The sequence below is a fragment of the Exiguobacterium sp. SH1S1 genome, assembly GCF_004337245.1.
Classification (GTDB): domain Bacteria; phylum Bacillota; class Bacilli; order Exiguobacteriales; family Exiguobacteriaceae; genus Exiguobacterium; species Exiguobacterium aurantiacum_A.
In genome coordinates this window covers 960,025-981,740 of record NZ_SJUZ01000001.1, presented here as the reverse complement: position 1 = coordinate 981,740, position 21,716 = coordinate 960,025, and the positions used below count along the sequence as shown (strand labels likewise).

24 protein-coding genes are annotated in these 21,716 nt (G+C 51.7%); 21 read left to right on the top strand and 3 right to left on the bottom strand.

Annotation, left to right across the window (positions count from 1 at the left end):
* The first annotated feature begins 676 nt into the window (after positions 1-676).
* The 14 genes from EVJ23_RS04930 to mreB all read left to right on the top strand — a co-directional run bounded on the left by EVJ23_RS04930 (position 677) and on the right by mreB (position 12,209).
* Positions 677-904 (top strand): hypothetical protein, encoded by a 228-nt coding sequence (locus EVJ23_RS04930; RefSeq protein WP_071398354.1) that lies wholly within the window; start codon positions 677-679, stop codon positions 902-904.
* The gene (locus EVJ23_RS04925; RefSeq protein ID WP_070328179.1) at positions 901-1,329 is read left to right on the top strand and encodes an ATP synthase subunit I; all 429 of its coding nucleotides are present in this window, start codon (positions 901-903) and stop codon (positions 1,327-1,329) included. Before EVJ23_RS04930 ends, EVJ23_RS04925 begins: the two co-directional genes overlap by 4 nt.
* On the top strand, positions 1,329-2,066 hold the full coding sequence (gene atpB / locus EVJ23_RS04920) for a F0F1 ATP synthase subunit A (RefSeq protein WP_016510243.1): 738 nt from the start codon (positions 1,329-1,331) through the stop codon (positions 2,064-2,066). Before EVJ23_RS04925 ends, atpB begins: the two co-directional genes overlap by 1 nt.
* A gap of 81 nt (positions 2,067-2,147) precedes the next feature.
* Positions 2,148-2,360, top strand: coding sequence for a F0F1 ATP synthase subunit C (gene atpE / locus EVJ23_RS04915; protein WP_035386543.1), 213 nt, complete (start codon positions 2,148-2,150; stop codon positions 2,358-2,360).
* A gap of 71 nt (positions 2,361-2,431) precedes the next feature.
* Positions 2,432-2,959, top strand: coding sequence for a F0F1 ATP synthase subunit B (atpF, locus tag EVJ23_RS04910; protein ID WP_016510248.1), 528 nt, complete (start codon positions 2,432-2,434; stop codon positions 2,957-2,959).
* Positions 2,959-3,492 (top strand): F0F1 ATP synthase subunit delta, encoded by a 534-nt coding sequence (locus EVJ23_RS04905; protein ID WP_131457707.1) that lies wholly within the window; start codon positions 2,959-2,961, stop codon positions 3,490-3,492. Before atpF ends, EVJ23_RS04905 begins: the two co-directional genes overlap by 1 nt.
* An 18-nt stretch (positions 3,493-3,510) precedes the next feature.
* Complete coding sequence (gene atpA, locus EVJ23_RS04900) at positions 3,511-5,019, top strand: F0F1 ATP synthase subunit alpha (RefSeq protein WP_016510234.1); 1,509 nt, start codon at positions 3,511-3,513, stop codon at positions 5,017-5,019.
* A gap of 36 nt (positions 5,020-5,055) precedes the next feature.
* Positions 5,056-5,913 carry an ATP synthase F1 subunit gamma gene (gene atpG / locus EVJ23_RS04895; protein WP_071398353.1) on the top strand — a complete coding sequence of 286 codons (858 nt, stop codon included), beginning with the start codon at positions 5,056-5,058 and terminating at the stop codon, positions 5,911-5,913.
* Positions 5,914-5,947: 34 nt separating this feature from the next.
* Positions 5,948-7,366 (top strand): F0F1 ATP synthase subunit beta, encoded by a 1,419-nt coding sequence (atpD, locus tag EVJ23_RS04890; RefSeq protein ID WP_131464586.1) that lies wholly within the window; start codon positions 5,948-5,950, stop codon positions 7,364-7,366.
* Positions 7,367-7,394: 28 nt separating this feature from the next.
* A complete protein-coding gene (locus tag EVJ23_RS04885) occupies positions 7,395-7,805 on the top strand; it encodes a F0F1 ATP synthase subunit epsilon (RefSeq protein ID WP_016510237.1) in 411 nt (136 codons plus the stop codon).
* A 187-nt stretch (positions 7,806-7,992) separates the two neighbouring features.
* On the top strand, positions 7,993-9,183 hold the full coding sequence (locus tag EVJ23_RS04880) for an EAL and HDOD domain-containing protein (protein WP_070328174.1): 1,191 nt from the start codon (positions 7,993-7,995) through the stop codon (positions 9,181-9,183).
* Between the two features lie 204 nt (positions 9,184-9,387).
* A complete protein-coding gene (locus tag EVJ23_RS04875; protein ID WP_131459001.1) occupies positions 9,388-9,633 on the top strand; it encodes a DUF1146 family protein in 246 nt (81 codons plus the stop codon).
* Positions 9,634-9,845: 212 nt separating this feature from the next.
* Positions 9,846-11,147, top strand: a complete 1,302-nt coding sequence (gene murA / locus EVJ23_RS04870) for a UDP-N-acetylglucosamine 1-carboxyvinyltransferase (RefSeq protein WP_131464584.1) — start codon at positions 9,846-9,848, stop codon at positions 11,145-11,147.
* Positions 11,148-11,222: 75 nt separating this feature from the next.
* Positions 11,223-12,209 (top strand): rod shape-determining protein MreB, encoded by a 987-nt coding sequence (gene mreB / locus EVJ23_RS04865; protein WP_131464582.1) that lies wholly within the window; start codon positions 11,223-11,225, stop codon positions 12,207-12,209.
* A gap of 161 nt (positions 12,210-12,370) precedes the next feature.
* Here the strand turns inward: mreB and EVJ23_RS04860 are convergent, their stop codons facing one another.
* Positions 12,371-13,090, bottom strand: coding sequence for a response regulator (locus tag EVJ23_RS04860; RefSeq protein WP_236641221.1), 720 nt, complete (start codon positions 13,088-13,090; stop codon positions 12,371-12,373).
* Between the two features lie 25 nt (positions 13,091-13,115).
* The gene (locus tag EVJ23_RS04855; RefSeq protein WP_131464576.1) at positions 13,116-14,924 is read right to left on the bottom strand and encodes a sensor histidine kinase; all 1,809 of its coding nucleotides are present in this window, start codon (positions 14,922-14,924) and stop codon (positions 13,116-13,118) included.
* A gap of 189 nt (positions 14,925-15,113) precedes the next feature.
* Here EVJ23_RS04855 and EVJ23_RS04850 point away from each other — a divergent pair, with 189 nt between their 5' ends.
* From EVJ23_RS04850 to EVJ23_RS04835, 4 genes are all read left to right on the top strand, one after another.
* On the top strand, positions 15,114-17,045 hold the full coding sequence (locus tag EVJ23_RS04850; protein WP_131464573.1) for a sensor histidine kinase: 1,932 nt from the start codon (positions 15,114-15,116) through the stop codon (positions 17,043-17,045).
* A gap of 157 nt (positions 17,046-17,202) precedes the next feature.
* Complete coding sequence (locus EVJ23_RS04845) at positions 17,203-17,976, top strand: flagellar hook-basal body protein (protein WP_070328167.1); 774 nt, start codon at positions 17,203-17,205, stop codon at positions 17,974-17,976.
* 11 nt (positions 17,977-17,987) lie between these two features.
* On the top strand, positions 17,988-18,773 hold the full coding sequence (locus EVJ23_RS04840; protein WP_070328166.1) for a flagellar hook-basal body protein: 786 nt from the start codon (positions 17,988-17,990) through the stop codon (positions 18,771-18,773).
* Positions 18,774-18,836: 63 nt separating this feature from the next.
* Entirely contained in the window at positions 18,837-19,940 is a 1,104-nt protein-coding gene (locus EVJ23_RS04835) for a glycerate kinase (protein ID WP_236633710.1), read from the top strand.
* Between the two features lie 17 nt (positions 19,941-19,957).
* On the opposite strand, the gene mscL is transcribed toward EVJ23_RS04835, so the two are convergent.
* Positions 19,958-20,338, bottom strand: coding sequence for a large-conductance mechanosensitive channel protein MscL (mscL, locus tag EVJ23_RS04830; RefSeq protein ID WP_070328164.1), 381 nt, complete (start codon positions 20,336-20,338; stop codon positions 19,958-19,960).
* Between the two features lie 205 nt (positions 20,339-20,543).
* Between mscL and EVJ23_RS04825 the strand changes: the two genes are divergently transcribed.
* From EVJ23_RS04825 to EVJ23_RS04815, 3 genes are read left to right on the top strand one after another with little or no spacing between them, the layout of a single operon-like run.
* Entirely contained in the window at positions 20,544-20,795 is a 252-nt protein-coding gene (locus tag EVJ23_RS04825) for a DNA-directed RNA polymerase subunit beta (protein WP_070328163.1), read from the top strand.
* Between the two features lie 13 nt (positions 20,796-20,808).
* Complete coding sequence (gene fabZ / locus EVJ23_RS04820) at positions 20,809-21,231, top strand: 3-hydroxyacyl-ACP dehydratase FabZ (protein WP_070328162.1); 423 nt, start codon at positions 20,809-20,811, stop codon at positions 21,229-21,231.
* Between the two features lie 11 nt (positions 21,232-21,242).
* On the top strand, positions 21,243-21,695 hold the full coding sequence (locus EVJ23_RS04815) for a hypothetical protein (RefSeq protein WP_131464570.1): 453 nt from the start codon (positions 21,243-21,245) through the stop codon (positions 21,693-21,695).
* The last annotated feature ends 21 nt before the right edge of the window (positions 21,696-21,716 follow it).

Genomic DNA, 21,716 nt, shown 5'->3' with positions numbered 1-21,716 from the left:
AAAGTGTTTAACAGGTTGTAAAAGGGGGGATTATTACTTGCTGTTTAAACAGTGCGAAGAGCCGCTCATGGCAAGAGAGACGCGATTATCAGTTTTGAAGTCACAAAATAGACACAAATATAGATGACGCTTACATCTTAATTGCAGACTTCCGACAAAGGTTGGCATCGGTTCCGGCTTGATGGCGTTGGGTTTTCAGCCGATTCATGCTTAGAAATGATGATGTGAGATTCGTCACTACAAATTTGTCAGAATCGCTCGACACGGCAAAAAGATAATCGGTATACTGATACAGGATAATGAAAACGATTTCAATGCGAAATCAGCGTCCGTTTTAAAACCTTTTGTGAACGTGGGGAGGTTTACGTTGTATTTTCCAATACGCGGATGTATAACTGAACTATTCCTCATCTGATTCGGTTTGTGAAATATTATAAAGTCAACATTTTTATTTCACCGTTTCTTCACACTTCTTTAAAATTTAGTGATTTTAATTTAGTTTGTGAAGTGCGTAAAAGCCTTGATACGACTTGGTTTAAAGCGCTTTTATAATTGTGAAATCAATTGACTTCTTATGCTATTTCCATTACTCTGAACTTGTGTGACTTTTGATGGTCACGCGAGTGTGAATCGAAGAAGATGAAGTGCTGGCTGCCAGTTAGAAAGGGGGACTAGGATGACGAAAAAAGACAATCGTTACCTATCCTACGCCTCGCTCGCCTCACAAATCTCGACCGCGCTCGCCGGACCGATCGTCATCGGTTATCTCGTCGGCCAATATGGGGCGAGACGTGAATTTTGGGGCACGTTTGGTTGGAATGTGTCGGTGTTTCTCGGAATGTTTATCGGGATCACCGCGCTCGTACTCACCCTTCGAAGTTTAATGACAGGAGAGGACGAATGAAGCTAGAACAAACGGAACTACAACAAGTGCAAGCAGACAGAAAAGCACAACAAGAGTTGATGAAACGCTATACGAAGTGGTTTGTCGGATGGTTCGCCATTCTCCTCGTCGGAGCGCTCATCGTCCCTGTGTACAAACCGGTATTTCTCGGCTTGTTCCTGGGTGGGGTCGCCAGTCTGATCATTCTACATATGCAGAATCGCAGCGTCATTCGGATGTTTGACGTGATCGAACATGGGCGACGCCCGAAATCGCACGGGACTGTTTCAAGAATGGCAGTCGGTGCGTTAGCCGTGATAGTCGGTCTCTTCTATGAGGATCGAGTATCGCTGATTGCGGTGGTAACTGGTCTAATCGCCGGCCACATCATACAATTTGGCGAGTTCACACTTGCCCAGCTCAGCAGGAAAAGAGGTGAATACTAATGGGTCATGAGTTTCCCACATATTCTCTACAACTTGGAGACTATACGTTATATGGGAGCTGGACGAACGTCATTACGGTGCTAATCGCATCACTGCTCGTCTTTGCGTTCGCCGTTTGGGGAACACGACGCTTGGCCATGAAGCCGACAGGTAAGCAGAACTTGATGGAATTCTTCGCGGAATTCGTACGCGGGATCATCTCGAGTGCGATGGATTGGAAGACAGGAGGCCGCTTTATCGGGTTTGGGATGACGTTGATTTTGTTCATTCTGATTTCGAACTTGATGGGTCTGCCGTTCAACGTCATTTCCGGTCACTATCTATGGTTCAACTCACCGACGGCCGATCCTTACGTCACATTGGCGTTGTCGACACTCGTCGTTGCAATGTCACACTATTACGGCGTGAAGCTACACGGTTTCAAGCACTATTCGGCGGAATTCGTGAAGCCGGTCTGGTTCTTATTGCCGATCAAGCTTATCGAGGAGTTCGCGAACACCTTGACGCTCGGTCTGCGTCTTTACGGTAACATCTTTGCCGGTGAAATCATGATTACCATCATCTTGGGACTCGCAATTACCGCACAAGGGGCACTTAACCCGCTTGGTGCTGTGTTCGCAATCCTGCCGATGATTTTATGGCAAGGTTTCTCAATCTTTATCGGGGTTATCCAATCCTACATTTTCCTGACGCTTGCAATGGTGTACATCGGGCATAAAGCTTCAGCCGAGCATTGATTCGGATAAGCTGGCCTCGCCAAAGCGTTGAACAAAAAAACTATTTACTTACTTTTAGGAGGAACATACACAATGGAACAAATGAATCTTCTCGCAACAGCAATCGTTATCGGTCTCGGAGCACTCGCGGCTGGTATCGGTAACGGTCTCATCGTATACGGAACAGTACAAGGACAAGCACGTCAGCCAGAACTTAAAAACGAACTTCGTCAAACGATGTTCATCGGTATCGGTTTGGTTGAGGCCCTCCCGATCATCGGTGTGGCTGTCGGTTTCCTTCTCCTCAACTCTTGATTACGAGTTAACGAGAACAACAAACGAGGGAGCAAGCCTCCCTCACTTATTTAGTCAAGAGGAGGGTATGCATGGATACGATGATGATTGCAGCTGGTGCCGGTGGCGAAGGCCTCCGCATCCTGGATATGATCTTTACACTTTTCACATTCCTCGTACTCTTGGCCCTGTTGAAGAAATTTGCTTGGGGACCACTCCTTGGAATGATGAGACAGCGTGAAGAGTATGTAGCGAACGAAATCGAGCTTGCTGAAAAGAGCCGCAAAGACGCGGAGACATATGTCGTCGAACAACGTGACGCATTAAGCGCCGCACGTACAGAATCAAAAGAGATGCTTGACTCAAGCCGTCGTCAAGCAGAAGCCGAACAAGCACGCTTGGTGGAGCAGGCGCGTTTGGAAGCCGAAAAAATCAAGATCGAGGCTGGAAAAGCGATCGAGCGTGAGCGCGAGCTCGCGAAACAGTCGCTTCAAACCGAAGTCGTCACACAGGCGCTCTCGGCAGCACGCCACGTCCTTCAGTCAGACCTTAAGGGCGACGAAGTGAAACAACGTGCCCTCGTCACAGACTTCCTGTCTAAAGCGAAAGGTGCTAACTGATGAACACATCGTTAGCAAAACGCTATGCCAAAGCGCTCTTCGACTTAGCGCGGGAACAAGGCACGCTCGACCAAGTCGAAGCGGAAGTGCGTCTGCTCGATGAAGTGCTCCACGCGACGCCTGAATTGATGGACATTTTAACGAATCCAGCAGTCAGCGACAGCGAGCTTGTACAGCTTTTAACACACAGCTTTGGTGATATGACAGATATCGTGCTTAACACACTTCTCGTCATGGTCGAGAACGACCGTGCGAGCGAAGTTCGCGGGCTGCCGCGTTATGTCTTAGATTACATCAACGACTTCCGCGGCATCGCTGAAGGGTTCGTCACAAGTGCTTACCCGTTGTCGGCAGCAGAGTTGAAAGAAGTCGAACTCGTCTTCGGTCAGAAGATGAACAAGACGCTTCAATTGAAGAACGTCGTCGATGAACAGGTTATCGGTGGACTTCGTGTCCAGATCGGTTACACGACGTATGATGACACAATCGAAACTAAACTAACACGCCTTGAGCGTGAATTGTTGAATGCGTAAGAAATAGGGGTGAATTCAATGACGATCAAAGCTGAAGAAATCAGCGCCCTGCTAAAAGAGCGAATCGCTTCGTACGGTTCTGAAATCGAAGTTAGTGAGACAGGTACAGTCATTCAAGTAGGTGACGGTATCGCTCGTGCATTCGGACTCGATAACGTTATGGCAGGAGAACTCGTAGAGTTCTCAAACGGCATAATGGGCTTGGCGCAAAACTTAGAAGAAGGCAACGTCGGGATTATCATCCTCGGCGACTACAAAGGTATCAAAGAAGGCGACTCGGTTAAACGTACGGGCCGCATCATGGAAGTACCAGTCGGTGATGCGCTCCTCGGACGCGTCGTCAACCCGCTCGGACAACCAATCGACGGTCTTGGACCGATCGTGACGGACACATACAACCCGATTGAACGTAAAGCTTACGGCGTTATGGCCCGTAAGTCAGTTCACGAACCGCTCCAAACTGGGATCAAGGCGATTGACGCCCTCGTACCAATCGGTCGCGGTCAGCGTGAGCTCATCATCGGTGACCGTCAAACTGGTAAGACATCGGTCGCAATCGATGCGATCATCAACCAAAAAGAAGAAAACATGGTTTGTATCTACGTCGCAATCGGTCAGAAAGAATCAACTGTCCGTGGCGTAGTTGAGACGCTCCGTAAAAATGGTGCCCTCGATTACACAATCATCGTTTCGGCTTCGGCTTCACAGCCTGCCCCGCTTCTTTACCTCGCGCCGTTTGCAGGGGTATCGATGGGTGAGTACTTCATGGACCGCGGACAACACGTCCTCGTCGTGTATGATGATCTCTCGAAACAAGCGGCAGCTTATCGTGAGCTCTCGCTTCTTCTCCGTCGTCCTCCAGGCCGCGAAGCCTACCCAGGTGACGTCTTCTACCTCCACTCACGCCTTCTTGAGCGTGCGGCGAAGTTGAACGACGAACTCGGTGGCGGCTCGCTGACAGCTCTTCCGTTCATCGAGACACAAGCGTCGGATATCTCGGCTTACATCCCGACGAACGTTATCTCGATCACAGACGGTCAAATCTTCCTTCAGTCAGACCTCTTCTTCTCAGGGGTACGTCCCGCGATCAACGCCGGTCTCTCGGTATCGCGTGTAGGTGGTGCGGCTCAAGTGAAAGCGATGAAGAAAGTTGCCGGTACGCTCCGTCTTGACCTCGCGTCATACCGTGAGCTCGAGGCGTTCGCCCAGTTCGGGTCAGACCTCGATAAAGCGACACAAGCGAAGTTGAACCGTGGACAACGGACGGTTGAAGTCTTGAAGCAAGAATTGAACGCACCGCTCTCGGTCGACAAGCAAGTGTTCATCATCTACGCTCTCACGAAAGGTCATCTCGATGACGTCCCAGTCGAAGACATCCGTCGTTTCGAAAAAGACATGAACGCATGGCTCGACCAAAACCGTGCGGACCTTTGCCGTGAAATCCGTCAAACAGGAAACCTTCCTGCTGACGAGGCGATGGTCGATGCAATTGCGGAATTCAAAAAGACATTCTCGCCATCGGTTTAATCCGGTGACGAGCGTCTATTAAGGTGGTGAATCGAAATGGCATCATTACGTGAGATCCAGATGCGGATCACCTCGACCCAAAGCACGAAGCAAATCACGAAAGCGATGAACATGGTGTCGGCCTCGAAGTTGAACCGCGCTCAAGGGAGCAACGCCAACTTCAAGCCGTACATGACCAAGTTGCAAGAAGTCATCTCGTCGATTGCCGGCGGTACTTCAGGCGCAACACACCCGATGCTTCAAGTCCGTCCCGTCAAACGGACCGGCTACATCGTCATCACGTCGGACCGCGGACTTGCTGGTGGATACAACGCCAGCGTCCTTCGCGACGTGTACCGCGAGTTGAAAGCCAAACACGATTCGACAGACGAGTACCGTCTGTACGTGATCGGGAAGGTCGGCGTTCAGTTCTTCAAGACACGTAACATTCCGGTGTACAGTGCGATGACAGGACTTAACGACCAGCCAACATTCGTTGAAGTCGCGGAGATCGTCAAACAGACGGTCGGCGCGTTCAGTGAAGGCGAGATCGATGAATTGAAGCTCTGCTTCAACTCGTTCATCTCTGTCATCAGCCAAGAAGTGAAGATGGATCGATTGCTTCCGCTTGGGAATATCGAACAGACCGCATCTAATGTGATGTATGAATACGAACCAGAAGAAGAAACGATCTTAGCAGCGCTCCTCCCGCGATACGCGGAAGGGCTCATCTATGGCGCGCTTCTCGATGCGAAAGTATCGGAGCACGCGGCTCGGATGACGGCGATGGCGAACGCGACAGACAATGCGGATGATCTCATCCGCGGACTCAAGCTCAAGTTCAACCGCGCGCGCCAAGCGGCGATCACACAAGAAATCACAGAGATTGTCGGAGGTGCGGCTGCGCTTGAATAAGCGCACGCCCTCTAGATTGTAGGAGGCTAACACGATGAACGAATACGGCATAAAAGGCCGCGTAGTCGCAGTCATGGGCCCAGTTATCGACGTTAAGTTCGAGAACCACTTACCGAACATCTATAACGCCCTCAAAGTCACGTACGTGGCAGAGACGGCGCAAGATGTCAGTGTCGACTTGACGCTCGAGGTGGCGATTCACCTTGGGGATGACACGGTCCGTACGATTGCGATGGACTCAACGGACGGCGTTCGCCGCGGCATGGAAGTACTTGACTTAGGTTCACCGATTTCAGTACCAGTCGGAGAAGAGACGCTCGGTCGTGTCTTCAACGTACTCGGTAACCCAATCGACGATAAAGAAGTTTCACCGACTGTACGTCGGGCACCGATTCACCGTCTCGCACCTACGTTTGATGAATTGTCGACAAATGTTGAGATCTTGGAAACAGGGATCAAAGTCGTCGACCTTCTCGCACCGTACATCAAAGGTGGTAAAATCGGCCTCTTCGGTGGTGCCGGTGTAGGTAAAACTGTTCTCATCCAGGAACTCATCAACAACATCGCGCAAGAGCACAGCGGGATTTCTGTATTCGCAGGAGTCGGCGAGCGTACGCGTGAAGGAAATGACTTGTTCCACGAGATGACGGAATCAGGCGTTATCAAGCAGACGGCGATGGTATTCGGTCAGATGAACGAGCCGCCGGGCGCGCGTCTACGCGTTGCCTTGACGGGTCTCACGATGGCAGAATACTTCCGCGATGAGCAAGGACAAGACGTTCTTCTCTTCGTCGATAACATCTTCCGTTTCACACAGGCAGGTTCTGAAGTATCGGCCCTTCTCGGTCGGATGCCATCTGCCGTAGGTTACCAGCCGACACTCGCGACGGAAATGGGTATGCTTCAAGAGCGGATCACGTCGACAGCTAAAGGATCGGTCACATCGATCCAAGCGGTTTACGTACCAGCCGATGACTATACTGACCCGGCTCCAGCGACAACGTTCGCCCACCTTGATGCAACGACCAACCTTGAGCGTCGTCTCTCGGAGATGGGGATCTACCCAGCCGTTGACCCGCTCGCATCGACTTCACGTGCCCTCTCGCCTGACATCGTCGGACCTGAGCACTATGAAATCGCGCGTAACGTCCAGCAGACGCTTCAGCGTTACAAAGAGCTTCAAGATATCATCGCGATCCTCGGTATGGACGAGTTGTCTGAAGACGATAAGCTCACGGTTCACCGTGCCCGTCGGATTCAGTTCTTCTTGTCACAAAACTTCCACGTGGCTGAGCAGTTCACTGGCCAACAAGGTTCGTACGTACCAGTTAAAGAGACAGTCCGTGGCTTTAAAGAGATCCTCGATGGTAAACACGATGATCTCCCAGAAGACGCATTCCGTCTCGTTGGTCCAATCGAAGACGTCATCGAAAAAGCGAAGACGTTGGTCTAAGACCTACACGGAAGGGGGAAACTAGACGATGAATACTCTTCACGTCAACGTCGTCACCCCGGATGGTGCAGCTTACGAGGGCGAGGCACGAATGGTCGTCGCCAAATCGGTGACAGGTGAACTCGGTATCTTGCCGAAACACATCCCGATGGTGACGCCACTCGACGTCTCGGTCCTTAAACTGCGCCACGAAGATGGTGGACGCACGCTGATCGCACTCAGCGGCGGTTTCATGGAAGTTCGTCCCGATATGGTGACGATCTTAGCTGAAACGGCCGAAATGGCGGATAAGATCGACTACGACCGCGCCTCTGCGGCGAAATTCCGCGCCGAACGTCGCCTTCAAGATTCGAAGATTTCGGATACTGAATTCCGACGTGCGGAGTTAGCGCTCAAGAAAGCGGTCAACCGCTTGAGCATTCGCGATATTAAAGAATGATGAGCATCCTCTCTCACTTTTAGTGGGAGAGGATTTTTTGTTCCTCCATTTTGAATCAGACGTTTGAACCAGCTTCCTTCATTATATGTAGGTGGAAAGAACCATGTTTTTTTGTGTCCAAATAGTGGAATGCAGGAACGGGTCGTCCGATAGTATAGGTGGGAACTATCAAAAAGGAGATAGATGGATGAAAGTTTACGTTGCGCGTCAACCGATCTTTGACCAAAAACTACGTGTCTGCGGCTACGAACTGTTGTATCGCCGCAGCGAGAAAAATATGTTCGAACACGTCGACGATGCGCTTGCGACCGCCGACGTGATCCATAACGCCTACCTCGTCTTTAATTTTCGGGAATTGACCGAAGGGACGCGGGCGTTCATCAACTTTCCACAGAACTTGATCGAAGGGGAAGTGCCTTCATTATTGCCGCGGCAATCTCTCGTCATCGAAGTGCTTGAACACGTCGAACCGACCGAGAAAGTACTTGCCGCCCTGCGATCACTTCGGCGGAAAGGTTATACGATCGCCTTAGACGATTTCGTCTTCGAAGAGAAATACCGCCCGTTGATCGGGCTTGCGGATATTATTAAAATCGATTATCAGGCGACACCGGTCGATCAACAGAAACGCTTGATCGATGCGCTCGGACACCGGATCGAATTTCTTGCGGAAAAGATAGAGACGAAGCTTGAATATGATATCGCGAAAGAGCTTGGCTATAAAATGTTCCAAGGTTATTTCTTCAGTCGTCCGACAGTCATTCATGGGGCGGAAGTCCATCCGCTCCGTAATACGCTCGTCGAGGTGCTGAAAGAGCTTGATAAACCAGAACCGAACTTCCGCCGCATCGCCGGGCAAATTGAACGAAGTGTCGATCTGTCCTACAAGATGCTCCGGTCGGTGAACACGGTCTATCAAAAGGGCCGTACGACGATTCAATCGATCGAACAAGCCGTTGCCCGCATCGGACTTGACGAGATGCGGCGCTGGTCGTATTTGATGTTGCTTCGGGAGATGCAGACGTCTGAATCGAAAGAATTGATCAAGCAAAGCGTTATCCGTGGGAAGATGATGGAGTTGATTGCCGATGAGACAATTCCGGGGGTAGCTCCGTTTGATGCGTTCATCACCGGGATTTTCTCTTCACTCGACGTCATTTTGGACGAGACGATGCAAACGCTGATCGCCGAGCTCCCAGTCGAACCGGTTGTCAAAGAGGCACTTCTCGGTAAGCCGAACAAGTTGCATGAACTGCTCGAATCGGTGAAGGCATATGAGCAGTTAACTGTGCCAGTCGACGAGACGGCTCTAGATTGGTCTCGTTACTATATCGAAGCGATCCGCTGGGCGCTCGCACAGGACGAAAAAAAGGAATAATGTTTGAAAATTTGGTGGGACGTCAATTACTGTAGTAAAGGCTATGCGCCGATGACGTCCCTTTTATATGCGGTTTATTTAAAGAGAGTGAGCTGATAGGATGAGACGATTCGATTGATCATCATCATGCTAAGTCTTTTTTTCTCTGTCGCAACGTGCTATGATTAAAAATGGTACAAAATTTCGAAAAGAGGGGAATCGAGGATGTTAAACACCGTCTTATCGCTCGTCATCTATGTCGTAGCGATCTACGTCGCTTGGTGGGCACTCATGCCAGTTAAGTGGGAGAGCGTGCTCAACCAAGTGAGAAGTCCGCAAGCCGCTGTCTTGCGTGTCCTCGTGGCCGTCGTCTTCGGTTCTCTGATCGCCCAGTTCTTTTTGGAGTATATCCGATTGGCTCAGGCGCTCGTACCATTACAGTCGATTTTCCAAATCATTAACAAACTGTAATCCTGTTGTAACGACTCCTATATGTATATCATGTAGGATAAACTCGTCTGACATGACGACCAATCATCAGGACAGATTATGATTTTATTTTTATTTTTTTCTGATGAGGCGTCACGTTAAAAAAACATCATAGTAATCGACATAACCACATCCGGAAACGGATATCGACGCATAAAATAAAAAAACAACGAAGCTGGAGGACAAAGAGAGATATGAAGGATTTGATTGTAGTCCGTGGAGGACGTAAATTGTCAGGTATTGTGCGTGTTGAAGGAGCTAAAAACGCCGTACTGAAAACATTAGTTGCCACTCTTTTAGCAGGCGAAGGAAAATCGGTACTTCAAAACGTGCCACGTCTTGCTGATGTTTACACGATTAATAAAGTGCTTCGCCATCTCGGTGCAGAGGTCGCGTTCGATGAAGCAAACAACGAAGTCACTGTCGATGCCTCGGGCACAATCAAAGACGAGGCACCGCTTGAGTACGTTCGCAAAATGCGTGCCTCGATCCTTGTCATGGGTCCTCTCCTTGCTCGTCTTGGCCATGCGCGTGTCGCAATGCCAGGCGGATGTTCGATTGGATCACGTCCGATCGATCTCCATTTAAAAGGATTTGAAGCAATGGGCGCGAAGACAGTGATCGGCAACGGTTTCGTCGAAGCATCAGTTGAAGGTCGCTTGAAAGGTGCGAAGATCTATCTTGACTTCCCATCGGTCGGTGCGACAGAAAACATCATGATGGCGGCGGTTCTCGCTGAAGGAACGACTGTTATCGAGAACGTTGCGAAAGAACCGGAAATCGTCGACCTCGCGAACTTCTTGAACGGTATGGGCGCTCACGTCCGCGGTGCTGGAACGGAAACGATCCGCATCGAAGGCGTAGACAAGTTGCATGGTGCTGAGCATTCGATCATCCCGGACCGTATCGAAGCCGGCACGTTCCTCGTCGCTGCTGCGATCACAGCTAGCGATATTGAAGTCATCGGAGCTGAGCGCGAACATCTACGTCCACTTATCTCGAAGATGGAAGAGATGGGCGTCAAGTTCGAAGAGACGACGGAAGGTATGCGTGTCATTGGACCAGAAGTATTGAAACCAATCGACTTGAAGACGATGCCACACCCTGGCTTCCCGACAGATATGCAAGCGCAAATGATGGCCCTCGTTTTAAAAGCGGGTGGCACGTCAGTTATTACGGAGACTGTGTTTGAAAACCGCTTCATGCATGTCGAAGAATTCCGTCGCATGAACGCGGATATTAAGATTGAAGGTCGTTCAGCAATCATTAAAGGTGGCGTCCGCCTCCAAGGTGCCGAAGTCGTTTCGACAGACCTTCGTGCCGGGGCAGCGCTCGTCCTCGCAGGACTCATCGCCGACGAGGAGACTCGTGTCGGTGACTTATACCATATCGACCGCGGATACGTCGATTTCCACAAGAAACTTAAAGCACTCGGTGCCGACATCGAGCGAATTGAAGGAACTGTCGAAATCGCTGAAGAACTGGTCAACAACTAATTAATAGACTCATAGGAGCGAGGAGATTCTTCTCGCTCTTTTCAATGAAGTAACGAACGGAGGAACCTACACACCATGTTTTCAAAAGATATCGGGATTGATTTAGGAACAGCAAACGTCGTCATCCACGTGAAAGGCCGAGGCATCGTCCTCGACGAGCCTTCAGTCGTGGCCATCAAGCGTTCGACAGGGAAAGTACTCGCCGTTGGTTCGGAAGCGTATCAGATGGTCGGGCGTACGCCTGGCGACATCGTTGCCATCCGTCCACTCCGTGACGGGGTCATCGCCGACTTCGCGACGACAGAAGCGATGCTTCGCCACTTCGTCGAGAAGATTCAAGTCCGTGGCTTCTTCGGTGGCATCCGGATGCTGATCTGTACACCGGCCAACGTGACACCGGTCGAGGCGAAAGCCATTCGTGAGGCCGCTGAGAAAGCTGGCGCCAAAGAAGTCTTCCTCGCCGTGGAACCAAAAGCAGCGGCCGTCGGCTCGGGCATGGACATCTGGAAGCCAGCTGGACATATGATCGTCGATATCGGGGGCGGGACGACCGACGTCGCCATCCTCTCGATGGGCGACATCGTCTGCGGTGAAACGATCAAGATTGCCGGAGACCGGTTCGATACGGACATTCTCCGTGCCATCAAAGACAAGCACAAGCTCATCATCGGTGAGCGTACGGCCGAACAGATCAAAAAAGAGATCGCGACCGTATTCCCGGGTGGGCGCAACGAGACGATGGATATCCGAGGCCGAGACATGGTGCGTGGGCTTCCGCGTACAGTAACGATCACGTCAGAAGAACTCCGTGAAGCGATGGCTGAGTCGGCGAACGAGATCGTCGAAGCGACGAAGCGCGTCCTCGAGCAGACGCCGCCAGAACTCGCGGCCGACATCATCGACCGCGGCATCATCATGACAGGTGGTGGATCGCTCCTTCACGGCATCGACCAGCTCGTTGCTGAACGAGTCGGTTTGCCAGTCATGATCGCCGACGAGCCGACGCTTAGCGTCGCGCACGGTACAGGCATCATGCTTGAGAACTTAGATCGATTGAAATAAGAGGAAAACTCGGTACACGGCGTCTACGCTTCCTAGAGAAGACGGGACGCCTGGACCGAGTTTTTTTGTTCGTCCTTTTGTTGACTAGCCTTACACTAGTTTTTTGCTCCCCTAAACATCGGACGATAAAAAAACTTCTTCCCCGAGCGGGAAGAAGTTTTTTAGTGCCACTTGTAATCTTTGTCGACGAACAGGCGCGTGTTTGCTTCCGTCTGACCGGTATTCAACCAGTCGTGGTAGTCACACGAACAAACGTCGTCTAAGTGAAGCGAATAACCGTTGTTGATCGTTTGGACCGTGATGCTCAAGTCATGATCGGCGAGCGTCTTCTTTAAGCGATAGATGAGGTTGTAGACGTTATGGAGTGCCCGTTGCGGATCATCGATATCGGGATAGAGCGTCTCGGCGATGAGCCATTTATTGACGACCTTGTCACGATGATAGATCAAGTAGGCGAACAGCTCTTCGGTCTTTTGGGTCGGCCATTTGACGAGGTCGCCGTCTTGCGTCTTGACGGAGAAATTGTCGAAACATTGGATCGTACACGTCTGATGATGCTTGGACTGAAGCGATTCTGTATACCGTTTCGAGACGCGCGGGACGAGGTCGTGAATCATTTCTTCGGTAATCGGTTTGAGCAGATAGTGGGTCGCCTGTAACCCGAACGCCTCGACCGCATATTGGCTGTGTGCCGTTGTAAAAACGACTTGTGTCGTCTCAGGGAGGCGCTTAGCGAGGTCAAGTCCGTTCATCTTTGGCATTTCGACGTCAAGAAAGACGAGATCGACTTCTTGCGTCGTTAAAAATTCGAGTGCCTGGACGGGGTCGTGGAACGAGCCCATCCATTTCAAATTCGGCTCTGCTTGGATGAATCGTTCCATCATCCTCAAAATATGGGGCTCGTCTTCAATTAGGATTGTCCGCATGTGTTACTGTCATCCTCTCTCGTTTCGGAAGCCGAATGTGCACGTTCGTGCCGACCCCGTGTTCAGAATTCAATTTAAACGTGGCGTCAGGAAGGTAACCGATTCGGCTTTTGACGTTCGGGATACCGATACCGCTCACTTCGTGAAGCACTGCCTTCGGGTCAAAGCCGACCCCGTTATCCGAGATGCGAATATCAATCATATCGCCGGCGTCTTGGACGGATAACAGGAGCCGTTTGACGCCGTCTTGTTTCATCAACCCATGTTGGACCGCGTTCTCAACAAGCGGTTGGATCAAGAGTGGAGGGATGAGAGCGTCGAGAACGGTCTCGTCAATCTCTTTGATGATGGTGAAGGCGCCGTCGAACCGCGTCTGCTCGATCATCAAATAAGAATCGATCACCCCGAGTTCTTGGCGGAGTGAAATATCTGTCTCCGTGCGTCCGTTCTCGAAGATGAAGCGGACGTACGTGCTCAAATGGCTAAGAAGTCGTGCGGCTTCGTTCGGTGCGGTGTAGCAGAGTGCGATCACGTTCCCGAACGTATTGTACAAGAAATGCGGCTTGATTTGAGAGTTGAAGAATGAGATCTCGCTTTGTGTGGCGAACGTTTGCACTTCTCGCTTTTGCTTTTTGTCGGTCGATAAATGAACCGGCAGCAACATGAACATGAGTAAAAAGTAGATGAGCGACAGGACGTTCGAATACAACACTTGGTTCGGATGCGTGATGAACACGTAGATGAGTTGGCCGATATAGCCGATGACCAACGCGAGCGTAAAGATTAGAAATTCAAACGGATACCTATCGTCTTTTCGTTCGAATAGCCAATGGATATTGAGTCCTGTCCAAAACAAGGCGATTACGAGTACATAAACCCAGGCAACATAATCAAACGTCGCGTGTACACTGTACGGAATGATGAGTGCGATCAAGCTGAACGCGTAAAGTGGGTAAGATGCGATGGAGAGGAAACGGCTGAACGGGACTTGCTCGAGCCGGAGTGCGAATCCGATCAGCATGGTCAAGCTAAGGAGTCCTGTGATCATACTGAACTTATGGGCAACGACGTAGGTCATGGCCGGGATGAATTCGAATATGATCATTTGATCACGTGTCAACAGCGACAAGCCGATCAAGAAGAAGAAGGCGGCACCATATAGATAGAGTGACTCTTTCCGGTGGAACATAAAGACGATCGCATAGAATGAAAAAATTAAAAGTGAAATCAAAATAATAATAAAATCGTAGGTGAAAAATTTATTTTGGAGGGCCATGATACTGCTCGTCGGACCGATGAGCAGACTGTCTTGGATGCCGGTTGTGCGTTCATCCGATCTGGTCACTTGCATCGTCAAGCGAAAATCGGGCGTGTGCGTATCGAGTAAGACGAGATAGGCATGCCGTGAATCGGGTGTCGACGAATAGACGGGAGATACCGCTTCACCATCGATTGCGAGACGGATATGCGGGTGGTTTCTCGGGACGCGTAACGCGTACTGGCCAGGCGGGAGAGAGACGTCCACTTCGTACGTCGCCACTTGATGTGGGGTCACGTACGGGACGTTGCGATACGTCTGACGGTCGACTTGGTCGAGCAGGCTCGATTGAAAACGCCAAGTCCCGTCAAGACGTACGATTGTGTCAGTCACTTCGGAAGCGCTCAAGTCGGCAGTTCCTTGGATGACGGTAGCTGTACTGTCAATCGATTGCCCGCGTGTGAACGTGAGCCCACCTGTCAATGCCAGGAGGAGAATCAACAGCGTCAGCCCGATATATTTAGGGGTCATCAGCATGTTCCCTTCGCTATTTGTGAGTTTCTTGTGAGAAGTCATTGCTATACTGTTACTAGGTCAGGAAAAAAACTACATTTTTTAGAATAATAGTGTCTAACATCTAATTATAATACACGAATCTAGCTTATGTGAATAGCGAACGTAAATAAATAAAATATAACTGATACGGAAAGAAGGCCATGTATGAAACACTGGATCGAACAACGGATTAGCCGGCAAGTCCTAACGGTGTTCTACGTTCTCATCGTTTTAATTTGCGTTCCCTCGCTCGGGACTTATTTTTATACGCAACAGGCGATCGATGAGACGATGGTTGAACTCGAACGAATCAGTGAACAACGGGCGCGTGCGACCGACTTGTTCGAGACGTGGCAATCGATGCAGTATGAGATGCGCGGGCACGTCCTGCTCGGTGAGGCGTCACTGCTAGATGAAGTACGAGCGGCACAAGGCCGGATCGACGAACAGACGACGTGGTTCGAACAAAGCGCCGCGAGCGCAGAAGAAGTGACGTTCGCGACTGAAGCCCGTCTCCTTTTCACAATCTATACGTCCCGGGTCATGCCCGGACTCGAGCGTTACGTGATTGCCAAGGCGAACGGAGAAGTCGATGAGCCGTTCTTGCAGATGGCGACCGTTGGCCAACTCATGCCGCAAAACGCGAGCTCGGACCAGACACGATTCAAATTGAAGCCGACTAACGCGGCCGATATGAGCGCGAGCATCGTCGACATGGAATCGATATTCACCGATTATCGGTCCGAACTTGACTTCCAAGAAACCGGACTGCGTGAGTCGTTATCTGAACAGCTCGCCAAAGCCCAATGGAGTTGGCTCATCATCTTACTCGGCGCCCTGTTTACGCTCTTTATCAGTCTGCAACCGTATATCGTCCGGTTGACGAACCAGCTCCAGGCACTCATCACGAACAGCGAACGGTTGGCGGTCGATCCGCACGCATTGCTCGTCCCGGTCGATCCGCTTCAAAATGAGGTGGGGCAGCTTTCAAGATCGTTCAACGCGATGTCGAGCTCGCTCATCCAACAGCACGATGAATTGGAGCGGGAACGAGAGAAGACGGCACGAATCGTTCATACGATGCGAGACGCGATTGTATTTGTTAAGACGGACACAGGGCAAAGGTATGCCAATGCGGCGTTGTTTGATCTGTACGAACAACCGATCCCATTTGATGATCGCCAAAGTCTCTATCCGATTGAAGAGTTTTACCGACCGTTCATGGATCAAATCGACGATCAGGAAGGTCTCAACCGGTTCACAAATCGAGCGAAGCACGAAGGAATATTCGATGAGACGTTTACGTACTCGATGCAAGGGGGAACACGTATCATACGGATGTACGCCGAACCAATCGAACTGCAGGACGAACGTGTTGGTGTTATCTTTGTGTTGCGCGACGTCACGAAAGAGATTGAGGTCGATCGCTTGAAAACTGAATTGGTCGCGACCGTATCTCACGAACTGCGGACGCCTTTGACATCCATCCTCGGCTTCACGGAGCTCCTCGAGCACCGTCACGTCGATGAACTGAAACGCAAGCGTTACCTAGGGATGATCAGCAGCGAGACGAGACGGCTCGAACGGCTCGTCAGCGACCTGCTTGATGTTCAAAAGATGGAAGCGGGAAAAATCCAGCAAGCCTTTAAAGTACAGAGTTTGTTCGATCTCCTATCGGACGTCCTTGAGGTTCATGCGGGGTCGACCGAGCTGCATGCGTTCCATTTCGAGTGTGACGAGGAAATACGCGTCTCAGGGGACCCGGCCCAACTACGCCAAGTGTTCTCGAACATCTTGAACAACGCCATCAAATATTCACCCGACGGCGGGAATATTGCCGTCAATGTATCGTGTGAAGGGGACGTCATCCGCGTCGCCATCGAAGACGAGGGCATCGGGGTGACGGCAGAAGACGCCGAGCGACTATTCGAAAAGTTTTATCGCGTACAGAATGAACAGAGCCGCAACATTGGAGGCACCGGCCTTGGGCTCGCCATCTGTAAAGAAATCATCGAATCACACGGCGGAACGATTTCAGTCCGTTCTAAACCAGAACAAGGGACGACGATCATCGTCGAATTGCCGATTGTTGAATGATTGCATAGACAAAGCCCACTTCAGTCAAACTGAAGTGGGCTTTGTCTCGTATTGACGACTAAGAAGTTTTTATGCATTTTTTCGAAAAAGGGTGAATGATTCCTTCCTTTGGTACGATATAAGAAGTAGAAACTTTAAGGATGAAGGGAAGACGAACATGTTACGTGGACTTTATACGGCGGCGGGTGCGATGAACGCGCTTCAGCGGCAACAAGAGATATTGAGCAACAACCTTGGAAACGTTCGGACTCCGGGCTTCAAGGCATCAAACGGTGTCGTCCGGTCGTTCCCTGAACTATTGCTCGCCGAGGTGAGCCATCCTGGTAACGACCGTTCGCGCGTCCAAGGCGAGGTCGGCACGCTCTCGACCGGCGTGTATTTGCAGGAAACGATGCCACGCTTCTCTGCTGGCAGCGTCACGGCGACGGATAGCCCGACCGACGTATATTTGAAAGTTCCGGCTGACTTTACAGGCGCTGCCATGTTCGCGGTCGAACAGAACGGGGAGGCGCTCTATACGACGAACGGCCGCTTCTCGGTCGACGATGAGCGGTTCCTCCGCTCGGCAGATGGTGGGTACATCTTGTCTGATACGGGTGAACGCATCCAGTTGCCGTCTAGTGACTTCGAATTGTCAGGCGACGGTCAAATCACGTCGCTCGGTCAGGACGTAGCGACGCTCGGGGCGGTTCAAATCGATGATTTAGCCACGCTCGAACAAGTCGGGAACGACTATCGCGTCAACGGGGGAGCAAATCCCGCTGCGAACGTCCAGTTCCAACAAGGCTATATCGAAGAAGCAAACGTTGACCTCGACCGGACGATGGCTGACCTCATGGTGACGTACCGTCAGTTCGAGGCAAACCAAAAAGTCGTCCAGGCGTATGACAAGAGTGCCGAGCGGGCCATCGAAATCGCTCGGATTCGATAAGGAGGAAACCCATGCAGTCCATTTATAACTCGGTCTCGTCACTAGCCCAGCTTCAACGTCAGCTCGATGTGACCGGCCACAACATCGCGAACGTCGACACGGTCGGCTTTAAACGCCAGCAAGGTCACTTCGCCTCGCTCCTTTCGCAAGCGTATGACAATCAGCCTCGGGCCGAACTTGAAGTCGGCCGCGATACACCGAACGGGATCCGCATCGGTGTCGGCGGTCATGTCGGTGACATCTCCCAACAGTTCAACATCGGCCAAATCAAGAAGACGGACCGAGGTCTTGATGTCTTCTTGCAGGCAAGCCGCCAGTTTTTCGTCGTCGAGACGGAAGACGGGATCGGTGTGACCCGGAGCGGCAACATGCAGCTCTCGGTCGGCAATGACGGGACGACACTTTCTGACGTGAACGGTAACGCACTTCTCGGTGCAGATGGCAATCGCATCGTCACACCGAACGAAGCGACGAATCATCGCGTCCGTCAAGACGGGGTCCTCGTCGCCAGCGTGAACGGCGTCGAAGAAGAGTTCGGGCGCCTCGACATCGTCGAGGTGCGCAACACGTCGGAACTTCGTCCGCTTGGGAACAACGTCTATTCGGCTGATCTTGACATCGAAGTCGACCGTCCAGTCGGGAATCTCTTATTAGAAGGAACGCTCGAATCATCGAACGTCGACTTGATGAAAGAGATGACCGATATGACGATCACACAGCGTGCCTACCAGATGAACTCCCGGGCGCTGTCGATGAGCGACCAGATGATGGGGCTCGTGACGTCACTTCGCCCATAACATTGACCGCTTCTCTTCGGAGGAGCGGTTTTTATTTTATAATGAGGTGAAGGAGGGAACGGTATGAGAATTGTTGTGGCGATGGATTCATTCAAAGGCTCGCTGACGAGTCAGGAAGCGAATCGGGCGGTGCGACGGGCGCTTGCGGAACATGACGTCGTAGAGATCCCCGTATCGGACGGGGGCGAAGGGTTTCTCGACGCCTGGCTGGCGACACATCCGGAAGCGAATGCGGTCGAACAGGAAGTGACTGCGCTCGACGGACGGGTCCGTCAGGCGCGCTACGGATGGCACGAAGCAACACGAGAAGCGGTCGTCGAAGTGGCGGAAGCGTCCGGATTGACGCTCGTCAATCGGTTCGACCCGTGGCGGTACAGTTCTTACGGGACGGGGATGCAACTCAGACAAGCGATCGAACGCGGAGCGGGGCGCATCACGATCGGTCTCGGCGGCAGTGCGACTGTTGATGGTGGCAAGGGCGTGCTCGAAGCGCTAGGCGTCCGTTTCCTCGATGAGTCCGGACGAGTGCTCGAACCGTTCCCGCACGGACTCGAGCGCGTGAAGCGCGTCGACTGGTCCGGTCTGATGCCGGAGGCGAAGCACGTCACGTGGCGAATCGCCTCGGACGTGACGAACCCGCTCCTCGGACATGCGGGCGCGGCGGCCGTGTTCGGTCCACAAAAAGGTCTGGCACCAAGTGACGTCGCCCGCTATGACGACTTGATGAGCGCTTACGCTGCTTGTTTCGATCTCGCCGATACGACGGTCGCCGGGGCGGGAGCAGCTGGTGGCATCGGTTTTGCGATGTACCAACTCGGGGCGACGTACGTGAATGGCATCGAGGAAGTGATGCGTTGGTCATCGTTTGACGCGCAGCTGCATGGGGCCGATTGGTTGATCACGGGGGAAGGTAAGTTCGATGAACAGACACTGCACGGGAAAGCGCCATACGGTCTGGCCCGCCTCGCACGAACACATCATGTACCGACAATCGTCTTCACCGGCCAGACCGACATGACGGCACTCCCGGAAGTCGGGATTGAAGCCATTTTCCCGATCATTTCCCGGGTCATGACGCTTGAGACGGCGATGATGGAAGCGGCACCGCTCTTGACGAACGCGGTCAGCCGGGTGTTTCGACTAATTGAAAAAACGTCTAAACCGTGACGGCTCAGACGAATGGCTCATAGCGGACGGTTTTTAAGTAGATCGCGAATCTCGGAGAGCAACTGTTCTTCGCGCGACAACTCTGGCTCTGGCGTCTCTTCGACCGCTTGCTCGCGCTTCAGGCGATTGATCCCTTTGACCATCATGAATAAGGCGAAAGCGATCAGGAAAAACTTGACGATCTCTTGCAGAAAGTTGCCGTATGTGACGCTGACGCCGAGCACGGTGACTGCGAGCGTCGAGAAATCGATGCCGCCGATCAGGATGCCGAGGAACGGCATGAAGATATCGTTGACGAGCGACGTGACGATCGCCGTGAAGGCGGCCCCGAGGATGAAGGCGACAGCAAGGTTGATCACATTACCTTTGATTGCAAAGTCTTTGAACTCTTTCCACATGAAATGAATCCTCCTTTTACAATGAATACTCTCACGTTAGCATATTATTTAGGGCAAGCCGTATCTTTTTTCGCACGGGCGCTCGACTGCCAGAGGACGGGGCGCTTGTTCGACATTTCTAGATACGTTACACTTATAAAGAACTTATGAAACAATTTTAATACCTGGTACTAATATGTTATAATCAGATCAGCTGAAAGGATGAATGGACGTGACGAACGAAGAACAGAAGGGCTCGGAAGAAAAAGAGCCTAAAGAGCGGACGGAGCGAAAGCGCTTGTCGAACAACCGCCGTTTCCCGATCTTGTTACGCATCATCGTTGTCTTGATCTTGGCCGCCGCGATGCTCGCGATCGGTGCCATTATCGGGTACAGCGTGATTGGCGGAGGCGAGTGGAGAGACGTGTTCAACATCGACACGTGGCGCCATATCACCGATTTCTGGCTAACATCATAAGGGTGGTGGAACCATGTACACGATTGAACAGATTAAAGAAGTGATCCCGCATCGGTACCCGTTCTTGCTCATCGACCGGATTCTCGAGGTCGAAGAAGGCGAACGGGCCGTCGGTTTAAAAAATGTGACGGCGAACGAAGAATTCTTCAACGGACATTTCCCAGACTATAACGTCATGCCGGGCGTTTTGATCGTCGAAGCACTGGCCCAAGTCGGTGCGTTCGCGATGCTCAAACAAGAGTCGAACCGAGGTAAGCTCGCGTTCTTCGCCGGCATCGATAACTGCCGCTTTAAACGTCAAGTCGTCCCGGGCGACCAGTTGCGCCTCGAGGTCGAGATCTTGAAGGTGCGTGGTCCGATCGGTAAAGGACGTGCCGTAGCGACGGTCGACGGAGAAGTGGCGTGTGTTGCAGAACTGACTTTCGCCCTGAAGTGAGGGGAAACGAGATGCGTGTATTAGTGATTGCCTTGATGCTTGGATTAGCAACGATCGTCGGATGCCAACAGATGAAAACAGAAGAAGCGACAGAAGAGAACGTCGTCTTCGAACAGACGGCGGGCGATTCGATGATCGACAAGCGGGCCGGACAGTCTGAGTCGATTGCCGTGTCGCTCGAGCGGACGAACAGCTCGACGATGCTGTTCACGATCCGAATGCTCGAAGACCGTCGGCTCGACCCGACGACGGTGATCAGCTACGAAGTCGATGGCACGCGCGTACCGATCCCGTTCGGTGAAATCGTCGCCGAGCGTGAAGGTGACGTGCGGACATACGTCTATCAAGCCGACATGAACCCAGAATTGTTCGTGCCGACGACACTCCCATTGTTCCACATCGGAGAAGAAGGTGAGGCGGAAGTCTCGATGCCGCTCGAAGCCGTTAATTCGACAAATGAATAAAAAAAACGGATGATTTTGTCG

Coding starts and splice junctions, on each gene's coding strand:
- EVJ23_RS04930 (WP_071398354.1), top strand. CDS start 677: ATGACGAAAAAAGACAATCGTTACCTATCCTACGCCTCGCTCGCCTCA.
- EVJ23_RS04925 (WP_070328179.1), top strand. CDS start 901: ATGAAGCTAGAACAAACGGAACTACAACAAGTGCAAGCAGACAGAAAA.
- atpB (WP_016510243.1), top strand. CDS start 1,329: ATGGGTCATGAGTTTCCCACATATTCTCTACAACTTGGAGACTATACG.
- atpE (WP_035386543.1), top strand. CDS start 2,148: ATGAATCTTCTCGCAACAGCAATCGTTATCGGTCTCGGAGCACTCGCG.
- atpF (WP_016510248.1), top strand. CDS start 2,432: ATGGATACGATGATGATTGCAGCTGGTGCCGGTGGCGAAGGCCTCCGC.
- EVJ23_RS04905 (WP_131457707.1), top strand. CDS start 2,959: ATGAACACATCGTTAGCAAAACGCTATGCCAAAGCGCTCTTCGACTTA.
- atpA (WP_016510234.1), top strand. CDS start 3,511: ATGACGATCAAAGCTGAAGAAATCAGCGCCCTGCTAAAAGAGCGAATC.
- atpG (WP_071398353.1), top strand. CDS start 5,056: ATGGCATCATTACGTGAGATCCAGATGCGGATCACCTCGACCCAAAGC.
- atpD (WP_131464586.1), top strand. CDS start 5,948: ATGAACGAATACGGCATAAAAGGCCGCGTAGTCGCAGTCATGGGCCCA.
- EVJ23_RS04885 (WP_016510237.1), top strand. CDS start 7,395: ATGAATACTCTTCACGTCAACGTCGTCACCCCGGATGGTGCAGCTTAC.
- EVJ23_RS04880 (WP_070328174.1), top strand. CDS start 7,993: ATGAAAGTTTACGTTGCGCGTCAACCGATCTTTGACCAAAAACTACGT.
- EVJ23_RS04875 (WP_131459001.1), top strand. CDS start 9,388: ATGTTAAACACCGTCTTATCGCTCGTCATCTATGTCGTAGCGATCTAC.
- murA (WP_131464584.1), top strand. CDS start 9,846: ATGAAGGATTTGATTGTAGTCCGTGGAGGACGTAAATTGTCAGGTATT.
- mreB (WP_131464582.1), top strand. CDS start 11,223: ATGTTTTCAAAAGATATCGGGATTGATTTAGGAACAGCAAACGTCGTC.
- EVJ23_RS04860 (WP_236641221.1), bottom strand. CDS start 13,090: ATGGAACGATTCATCCAAGCAGAGCCGAATTTGAAATGGATGGGCTCG.
- EVJ23_RS04855 (WP_131464576.1), bottom strand. CDS start 14,924: ATGACCCCTAAATATATCGGGCTGACGCTGTTGATTCTCCTCCTGGCA.
- EVJ23_RS04850 (WP_131464573.1), top strand. CDS start 15,114: ATGAAACACTGGATCGAACAACGGATTAGCCGGCAAGTCCTAACGGTG.
- EVJ23_RS04845 (WP_070328167.1), top strand. CDS start 17,203: ATGTTACGTGGACTTTATACGGCGGCGGGTGCGATGAACGCGCTTCAG.
- EVJ23_RS04840 (WP_070328166.1), top strand. CDS start 17,988: ATGCAGTCCATTTATAACTCGGTCTCGTCACTAGCCCAGCTTCAACGT.
- EVJ23_RS04835 (WP_236633710.1), top strand. CDS start 18,837: ATGAGAATTGTTGTGGCGATGGATTCATTCAAAGGCTCGCTGACGAGT.
- mscL (WP_070328164.1), bottom strand. CDS start 20,338: ATGTGGAAAGAGTTCAAAGACTTTGCAATCAAAGGTAATGTGATCAAC.
- EVJ23_RS04825 (WP_070328163.1), top strand. CDS start 20,544: ATGGACGTGACGAACGAAGAACAGAAGGGCTCGGAAGAAAAAGAGCCT.
- fabZ (WP_070328162.1), top strand. CDS start 20,809: ATGTACACGATTGAACAGATTAAAGAAGTGATCCCGCATCGGTACCCG.
- EVJ23_RS04815 (WP_131464570.1), top strand. CDS start 21,243: ATGCGTGTATTAGTGATTGCCTTGATGCTTGGATTAGCAACGATCGTC.